6 protein-coding genes are annotated in these 8710 nt (G+C 42.1%); 2 read left to right on the plus strand and 4 right to left on the minus strand.

Features of this window, described 5'->3' with window-relative positions:
- Positions 1-634: 634 nt before the first annotated feature.
- Positions 635-1411, plus strand: a complete 777-nt coding sequence (locus EWV68_RS01645; RefSeq protein WP_061430809.1) for an RNA polymerase sigma factor SigF — start codon at positions 635-637, stop codon at positions 1409-1411.
- 258 nt (positions 1412-1669) lie between these two features.
- Here EWV68_RS01645 and EWV68_RS01650 read toward each other — a convergent pair whose 3' ends face one another.
- The 3 genes from EWV68_RS01650 to EWV68_RS01660 form a co-directional block, all read right to left on the minus strand.
- Positions 1670-2830 (minus strand): aminotransferase class V-fold PLP-dependent enzyme, encoded by a 1161-nt coding sequence (locus tag EWV68_RS01650; protein WP_287168600.1) that lies wholly within the window; start codon positions 2828-2830, stop codon positions 1670-1672.
- A gap of 361 nt (positions 2831-3191) precedes the next feature.
- The gene (locus EWV68_RS01655; RefSeq protein WP_002759678.1) at positions 3192-3317 is read right to left on the minus strand and encodes a hypothetical protein; all 126 of its coding nucleotides are present in this window, start codon (positions 3315-3317) and stop codon (positions 3192-3194) included.
- 116 nt (positions 3318-3433) lie between these two features.
- Entirely contained in the window at positions 3434-4567 is a 1134-nt protein-coding gene (locus EWV68_RS01660; protein WP_061430811.1) for an RNA polymerase sigma factor, RpoD/SigA family, read from the minus strand.
- Positions 4568-5355: 788 nt separating this feature from the next.
- Between EWV68_RS01660 and priA the strand changes: the two genes are divergently transcribed.
- The gene (priA, locus tag EWV68_RS01665) at positions 5356-7845 is read left to right on the plus strand and encodes a primosomal protein N' (protein WP_061430812.1); all 2490 of its coding nucleotides are present in this window, start codon (positions 5356-5358) and stop codon (positions 7843-7845) included.
- A gap of 29 nt (positions 7846-7874) precedes the next feature.
- On the opposite strand, the gene EWV68_RS01670 is transcribed toward priA, so the two are convergent.
- Positions 7875-8710: DUF4351 domain-containing protein (locus tag EWV68_RS01670; protein WP_287168601.1), on the minus strand; the 836-nt coding region annotated here is incomplete at its 5' end.

Below are 8710 nucleotides of genomic sequence, written 5' to 3' on the forward strand. Positions count from 1 at the left end.
AAACTGTCTCTTGAAGCTAATTATGATGATTATCTTGAAAAAAAATGATAATTAGACAGAAGTTCTCTATGTGAACAAGAGAACTTTATCTTCTTTTGTTTTCAAAATGAGAATTGCTGGTTTGGGGCTTTTTGGCGAAGCAGCTGCAAGATTTTCAAGCTAGTGGCTCAAAAACCTTACATCTTGATCGGCGATCGCGTCCTGTAGGGGCGAAGCATTCGGACAATAACCTATCGCTGAAACCGTAGATTTTCTATCCGAATGCTTCGCCCCTACTTTTTCAGCCAACCCTAGATAGGGTTGGCTGAATAAATCTAAAAACCTTGTTAGATTAAGGCTTTTTCCGGGGGAAAATTCACACCCCACACCCCACACCCCATACCCTGTCTCTAGAAACAACCTGTTCAGCCAACCCTAATTACCTGGGTTTCAGCTTATCTGTGTCTTTAAATACTTGGTCGACCGCGTCAAATCACATAAGTCTTTAGATAAAGGTCGTATCATCATGATCGTAGTAAGTTACATTGTTGACATTGCTTACCGCTTCTCATCTAGACTGTATTGGGATTGGTCAAAGCTAATTGCACAATAGTGATCTTTTATAGTCAATATTTTTTAAGTCTGTTAGAGCCCTATGTCTGTCCTAAATAAAGAAAATCTTAAACTGGAAACTCTTACCCTGTTTCAAAAATACCAAAAAACGGCAGATAATAAGTTACGGGATCAAATTATGGAGTTAAACCTAGGATTAGTCAGAAGGGAAGCTCATCATTGGGTTAATCAATGTCATGAAAATTACGAAGATTTAGTGCAGGTTGGCTCTATGGGACTAATTCGGGCGATCGAGCGTTTTGATAGCAGCAAAGGTCATGCTTTTAGCTCCTTCGCTATTCCCTATATTCGCGGCGAAATTCAACACCATCTGCGCGATAAAAGTTATACAGTTCGTATTCCTCGTCGTTGGTTAGATTTAGGCAGACAAGCGACAAAGGTGCGTCGGGATTTCCAGACCCTCTACAATCGTCAACCCAATGATACGGAAATCTCCCTGGCTTTAAATATTTCCCTCGCAGAATGGCAAGAGGTAAAACTGGCTTTCCAAAATCGTGAACCTCTTAGTCTCGATGCGACGGTTAATAACGATGAAGATAATAATACTTGTTTAAAAGACATCGTTCCCGATCCCCGTTATCGCAGCTTTCAACTTTGTCAAGAGGATCGCATTCGTTTACAACAGGCACTGGCTCAATTAGAAGAAAAAACCCGTCATATTCTCGAATTTGTCTTCCTTAAGGATCTTACTCAACGGGAAACCGCCGAACAATTAGGCATTAGTGTCGTTACCGTCTCCCGTCGGGTGAAAAGGGGTTTAGAAATGCTCAAGGAAACCATGCTCCAGGAAGTATTTTAGCCCAATTATTCGGTTATCATCAGTAGTCGTGCAAAATTAATTTCCTGGTTGAGACTCCCAGACTCCGAGACTCCGAGACAGCTATCAGGGATCGGATTTGGGTTTTCATGCCAAATCCGTTTTTAATAGCATCATTAACTCCCAATCCAACTTTAAAAACTCGGTTATGGATTGTTTCTCCCCGCTCCCCGCAACGCCGATAATACCATACCTCGACTCTAGCCAGAACTGTCCGTGCGGCTCTGAAATACTCCCAGCTTATCTTTGCCCAAATAGCAAGTAATTCAAAACCCCAGCTAAATATTCATACTGCTCGATCGAATTATAGTAGTGAGCAGAAATCCTCACAATTAATGATGCTTCTCCCCAGGGAATTATCGGCACTTCGATCTGATATTTTTCCCACAGTTGTCTGGATAAATCTTCTGCTATCCAAGCATAACTAGGAATTAGAATTGAGGACATCGATCCGATCATTGATTCTGGACAGGGATAATTGACCTGCAAGGCATGACAAAGCAAATTTCTGGCTTTTAAAACCAAATTACGATTCCTCGCCATCAGACCCAGTAAACCATCAATAGAGAGAGAATTTAAAAACTCGATCGCTTTTGGCACTGATAAATAAGCGGTGGGATCATCGGTTCCCATCCAAGCAAATTCTAACTGAAAACGGGAGCGATCTTGTCGAGGGGAATTCGCTCCATGGCTAATAGTTAAAGGTCGAATTATTGCCTGTTTATCCCCGCGCACATAGAGAAAAGCAGCCCCCTTGGGACTACATAACCACTTATGACAATTAGCAGTATAATAGGTGGGATTAATTGCCCCGATATTAAGGGGTAAAAAACCTAAAGCATGAGCGCCATCGATGAGAGTATCAATGCCCCGATTATTTAATTCTCGCACAATTTCTGCGATTGGCCAAATTAAGGCCGTGGGACTGGTGACATGATCTAAAACTACTAATTTGGTCTGAGGAGAAACAGATGCTAAAATCGCTTGACTAATTTCTAAAGAGGACTGCACAGGAAAGGGAATTTTAGCGATAATTACCTTTAAACCCCATCTTTTAGCTATATGTTTAACTGCATTAGCACAAGCATTATAGGTCTGATCGGTGATCAAAATTTCCTCATTTTCCTGAAAAGTGAGAGAATTTAACACCGCATTTACTGCTGTGGTTGCATTGGGAACAAAGACTAAATCATCGCTATTTACTCCCACTAAATCCGCTAATTTTTGCCTAGCAATATCTAATAAACCCTCTAATTCTCTCCCCAAAAATGCTAAAGGTTGTCTTTCCATTCGTTCCCGCAATTGTTGCTGATAATCCAAGACTATTCTAGGGGTTGCACCATAGGAACCATGGTTGAGAAAATAAATATTATCGGGAATTAACCAAAAGTTTTTGGACATATTGAATTAGTTTGATTTTATTGAGAACTAGAAAAAATAGCTGAAAAATTGCCTATTGTATGGGAGCATCTCACCTTTGCAATGAGCATAAATACTTAGTGGAAAAATAGGCTTTTCGAGGGTAATTCTTGTTTTAATTCTCCAGGTACGCAGTCTTTAAAAGCCTCTATTTCGTTCCAATATTGTATTCAGCTTCTGACTAGCTAGTATATTTATTTATGATAAGCGGGTGGGTGGAATTAAATACAAGATGAACGTAGGTTGGGTTGAAGCATGAAACCCAACACCCGCTCATGTTACGCTACCGCTAACCCATCCTACCAATAATTGTGCCTCCCTACTTATAACGACCCATTTTATATTAATCTCCCATGGTTTGAAAACGATGGATAATTTCAGTGACAAAAGTTTCTCCATCTATGAGAGGATGATTTTCTGGAGATTGATATTTTCCCGTTTTCACTTTCCGTTGGAGATGTCGGTTCATAGGTATTATGACTATCTACTGAGAAAATCAGCTTGATCTTAATTTTAAGCTAAATATCGACAAAAAAAAGCTCTCCGGGAAAAAGGAGAGGGGAGAGAACGAGTTAGAAAAAGTTATTAATGTAACCATCCTTTCAGACGACGTGCGACTTGAGGACGACGTAATTTTCGCATCGCTTTAGTTTGAATTTGACGTACTCGTTCCCGAGATAAATTGAACATTCCTCCCACTTCCTCTAGGGTATAGGGTTGACTGGTAGCTAAACCATAACGGAGGGAGATAACATCTTTTTCCCGTTCCGTGAGAACATCACTTAAAACTGCGAAAATTTCCTGACGCATCATCATCTCATTCATTTTATCTTCGGGAAGTTGTAGATCATCATCTTCCAACAGATCTACTAATTCCGTATCTTCTCCTTTCCCTACACGATGATTTAAAGAGAGAGATTGACGACGCAATTGTAATAATTGCCGCAATTGTTCGGGAGTTATTTCTAACGCTTCTGCGAGTTCCCGTTCATTGGGATTGCGCTGTAAATCTTGCTTGAGAATGCGCTGCGCTTTTTTGAGTTTATTGAGTTTTTCGACAATGTGAATCGGTAAACGAATCGTACGCGCATCGTTAGCAATGGTGCGGGTGATTGCTTGTCGAATCCACCAATAAGCATAGGTAGAGAATTTATAACCTTTATTGGGATCGAATTTTTCGGCCGCACGGTTGAGTCCGATCGCACCTTCTTGAATTAAATCTAAGAAAGGAACTCCGCGATTTAAATAGCGTTTAGCGATAGAAACCACCAAGCGCAAATTAGAACGAATCATTTTCCGTTTAGCTGTTCGTCCGCGATAAAGACGGTTTTCCAGTTGACGTTCATTATCTAATTGTAAAGCGTTTGCCCATTCCGTTTTCGTCGGGGGACGATGTAAATTTTCTTGTAGTTTTTGGCGCACTTCTTCCGCTTCCATCAGAAACTTAACCGAGTAGGCTAATTCAATTTCTTCTTCCGCATTAAGCAGGGGATAACGGGCCATTTCTTTAAAAAATGCCCCAACAGTATCTTCATTGCTGCCTTTATCGTATCCAGTTCCACTACCCCCACGAGTGGTTTTTAGGGTTTCCGGTAAAGGTTCAGTCAGATCTTCGTCAGTTCTTTCAGCAAAATCCACGCTGTCTAGTTCTAAAGGATTTGTCTCCAGGGCAATGATTTGATTAAAATTATCATCAGAGGCTAGTTTAGAGATTTTCATAAGCAGTTATGGATGGAGTGGGATTATAATAGCAGGGAAAAACTCAATTTCTCCCAATGGGCTGATTGTTACATTGAATTTTCGGGGAGCAGATTTTTTAAACGTTTTCTTAATTAATGGCGGTCATTTCTGGGATATAATTACACCCGTCTGTGTCGATGGTTACAAATCGCCGAACCAGACAATAAGATTTTCTGGTGAATAGAGGAGACTTTTAGGTTTTCCACTTATACAATCTAACTAAGGTTTTTGGTATTTGACTAGGTAAGGATCACGCTTCTTAACAATCAAGATAGCAGTCAGCTTTTTATTACTCTTCTTCGCTTTTCCTATTGAGAACCATTCTCACCTTTTGACTAACTAGGGTCTGCTGAAAAAGTTTTTCCTAGGGGCAGGGTGTGGGGTTTTACCCATTTTCATCGGGTAAATTACCTAATTTTCAGGGAAAAAGTCCAGGGATTTTCCCCCCGACCACTCCCATATCTGGTACTTTTTGATTGACAAAAAGTCTAACTAACTATACTGCGATTTAATAGCTAATAGACAATAATTATCATTTGGAAAGATTTCACGGGCTAAAAATCAAAATTTGCGGGCAAAAAAGCAATATTTAAAGTGTTTTTAGAGAAAATTAGCTATTTTTATTCCCCTCAAGCTTTAAACTATAATTTAAATACCCTATTCTCCCCCCCCCCGCAACGCGAGTGATCTCCCCACTCCCCACTTCCCACTTCCCACTTCCCACTGATAACTGATAATTGATAACTGATAACTGATAACTGATAACCATGCTCGATCGCTGTGCTACTCTAACTGTAGCGGAACCTCGCACACCTTACCAATTAACCACAACTGGGCAACCGTGGTTAGAGGTTTTGGTCGATCGCCCTTATCCTAGAGATAGTCAAGAGGATCAGCAAATATTAACCTATAGTATCCCCCGGGATTTAACGGTAGAAATTGGCGATATTTTAAGCGTTCCTTTCGGTTCTCAGGTAATAGGGGGAATTGCTCTTAGATTTCTCGAAAATTTGCCCCCAGGACTAGAAGAGAATCAAATTCGTCCCGTGGAAGAGGTGATTGCTAAGGGTTTTTTTCCCGATAATTATTGGCAGTTATTAACGAAAATCGCCCAATACTACGCGACGGATTTAATCACCGTTGTTCGCGTCGCTTTACCTAAGGGTTTACTGCGAAGTTCCCAACGTCGCATCAGATTCAAACCAGAAGCTATCCCCCCCGGTGCGGAGGTTTTTTGTACTCCCCTCTCCCGTCAGATTTTATCCCTGCTAAAAAATCAAAAAGAAGGCGATTATTCGGCGAAATACCTGCAAGAAAAAGTCAAAAATGCTAATTACGGTATTCGAGACTTAGTTAAGCGCGGTTGGGTGGAAAGTTATCTAGAAGCACCCAAAAGTCCTAATATTAAGCTAAAAAAAGCCATTACCCTGCTAATAACCGACTTTCCTGCTGATTTAACCGAAAATCAGCGCAAAATTGTCGAAATTCTCCGTCATCAGGGAGGAGAAATGTGGCTGCCAGAATTGGCACAACTCGCGGGGACAAAACATTTTAAACCACTAATTGACAAGGGTTATGTGGTGATTGAGGACCGGGAATTTCTGCGCTTATCCTCGGCGATTATGAGCAGGGATCAACCAAAAACACTCACTTCTAGTCAAAAACAAGCACTAGAAGCCATTCAAACCCTGAAAGGTGGTGAAAGCGTCCTCTTACACGGAGTGACGGGATCGGGTAAAACAGAAGTCTATCTACAGGCGATCGCACCTGTCCTAGCAGCGGGTAAATCTGCCTTGGTTTTAGTCCCCGAAATTGGATTAACACCGCAACTAACCGATCGCTTTGTGGCCCGTTTTGGCGATCGAGTCTATGTTTATCATAGCGCCCTCTCGGAAGGAGAAAGATACGATACATGGCGACAGATGTTGACAGGAACCCCGCAAGTCATTATCGGGACGCGATCGGCGATTTTTGCCCCTTTACCCCACCTAGGCATGATTATCCTCGATGAAGAACACGATAGCAGCTTTAAACAAACCCAATTACTCCCCACCTATCACGCGCGTACCGTGGCTAAATGGTGCGCTCAATTAAACCATTGTCCCGTAATTTTAGGCTCGGCCACACCATCCCTAGAAACATGGCTAGAATCCCAAGTTAATCCCAGTCTTTACCTATCTTTGCCCGATCGCATCCAAAATCGCCCCTTACCGCGGGTGGAAATCGTCGATATGCGACGGGAATTGCAACGAGGCAATCGTTCCCTGTTTAGTCAATCCCTGCGTTCATCTCTGGAAACCCTGCGCGACAAGGGAGAACAGGCAATTTTATTCGTCAGTCGCCGGGGATATAGTACATTTGTATCTTGCCGAAGTTGCGGTTATGTGCTAGAGTGTCCCCACTGTGATGTCTCCCTATCTTACCACCACACCGACCCGGGAGCGCAGGAATTACTACGCTGTCACTACTGCAACTATGGTCGCATCCATCCGAAACAATGTCCTGAATGTGGTTCTCCCTATCTGAAATTTTTCGGTACTGGCACTCAGCGCGTCACCCAAGAATTAACCAAAGAATTTCCTGATTTGCGCTGCTTGCGTTTTGATAGTGATACCACCCGCAACAAAAATGCTCCCCGGGAACTATTAAAACTATTTACTGATGGTGAATTCGATGTCTTAGTCGGAACCCAAATGCTCACCAAAGGATTAGATATCGAGCGAGTTACCCTAGTGGGAATTATGGCTGCCGATGGTTTACTTTATCACTCCGATTATCGCGCCTCCGAACGCGCTTTTCAAACCCTCACCCAAGTAGCAGGGAGAGCAGGAAGGGGAGAAAGAGAAGGAAAGGTAATTATCCAAACCTATACCCCTGAACATCCCGTGATTAGAGCAGTGCAAACCCACGATTATGAGGGTTTTGTCGAGACGGAATTAATGCACAGAGAGAGTTTAAATTATCCTCCCTACGGCAGCTTAGTCTTAATTCGCTTTAGTGGTTTAGATGGGGAAGCAGTCCAGAAAAGTGCCGAAAATGTTGCGGAGGAATGTGTTAATAATTTGGGTTCCGATTGGGATATTTTGGGACCTGCACCCGCAACAATTATGCGCGTGGCTAACCGTTATCGCTGGCAAATTCTGTTAAAATTATCGGGAGACAAGGCTGATATCGGTGGTCTTTTGCGTCCTTTGAAAAGCTTAGTTTTACCCAAGGTAAGTATGGCGATCGATGTGGACCCCTTAACTATAGAATAATCAAGGATGAATGAGATGATCGCCATTGCTCACGGATGCAACCAGTTATCTAAATCCGTCAAAGTGTCAAAGTCTAATAAAGCGAGTCCTAAGTCTTCTAACCGCTCCACAGGAAGGTTACGGATGGTTTCCTCAAGATTTTGCGGTATTTCACCGAAACGTCGTTGAAGAAGTCTAATAACAAGATTGGCTTCTTGAATTCTACCCTGTTCAAGACCCTGCTGTACACCTTGCTGTAGTCCTCTTTTCAGTCCCTCTTGAATCGCTTGTTCTCTATCCTGTTGGTAAAGTGGAGCTAAACGCATAATAAACTCCCTATCCTCCTGTGTTTTTTTCGATAACGCTTCTAAATTTCTACTCAGATTATACAATAAGTTTAAAGAAGCCGATTTTGTTCCTCCTCTACCCAATAATCTTAACCATAATGTCTCTGGGATTGCGGGTAACTGATGAATGACGACAATAGCTGTACCTAAACCTTCCGGGAGAAAATAAACCCCTTCTCCCCAATTGGGTTGTAATTGAGCCTTAAACAGGGATAAAATGCGCTCACTAGCTGTGGGAGTGAGAATCCACAACTTAGGTATCTCCTCCTCTGATATTCTCTGTTTATTTCTCTTTGCTTCTCTGTGGAAGATTTCACGAATAGCAAAGCGCTTGGACAGACAATCATTGATACCATCAAGGGTAATCCCATTGCGATAGGGTTCCAATAAACAGGGATTTTGGCATAATTTGCCTAATAGTCCTAACTGAGGGGGAATTGCCTCGGTATTAGGACTAAAATACACATCAATTTCTTGAATTTCTGAGGTGACTTCTTTGCTGACAACTACTGTACCGTAGGGAGAAAGAAGGGTTTCTA

This window comes from Microcystis sp. M_QC_C_20170808_M9Col, assembly GCF_007095495.1.
In the GTDB taxonomy this organism is placed as follows: Bacteria; Cyanobacteriota; Cyanobacteriia; order Cyanobacteriales; family Microcystaceae; genus Microcystis; species Microcystis aeruginosa.

Coding starts and splice junctions, on each gene's coding strand:
- EWV68_RS01650 (WP_287168600.1), bottom strand. CDS start 2,830: ATGTCCAAAAACTTTTGGTTAATTCCCGATAATATTTATTTTCTCAAC.
- EWV68_RS01655 (WP_002759678.1), bottom strand. CDS start 3,317: ATGAACCGACATCTCCAACGGAAAGTGAAAACGGGAAAATATCAATCT.
- EWV68_RS01645 (WP_061430809.1), top strand. CDS start 635: ATGTCTGTCCTAAATAAAGAAAATCTTAAACTGGAAACTCTTACCCTG.
- priA (WP_061430812.1), top strand. CDS start 5,356: ATGCTCGATCGCTGTGCTACTCTAACTGTAGCGGAACCTCGCACACCT.
- EWV68_RS01660 (WP_061430811.1), bottom strand. CDS start 4,567: ATGAAAATCTCTAAACTAGCCTCTGATGATAATTTTAATCAAATCATT.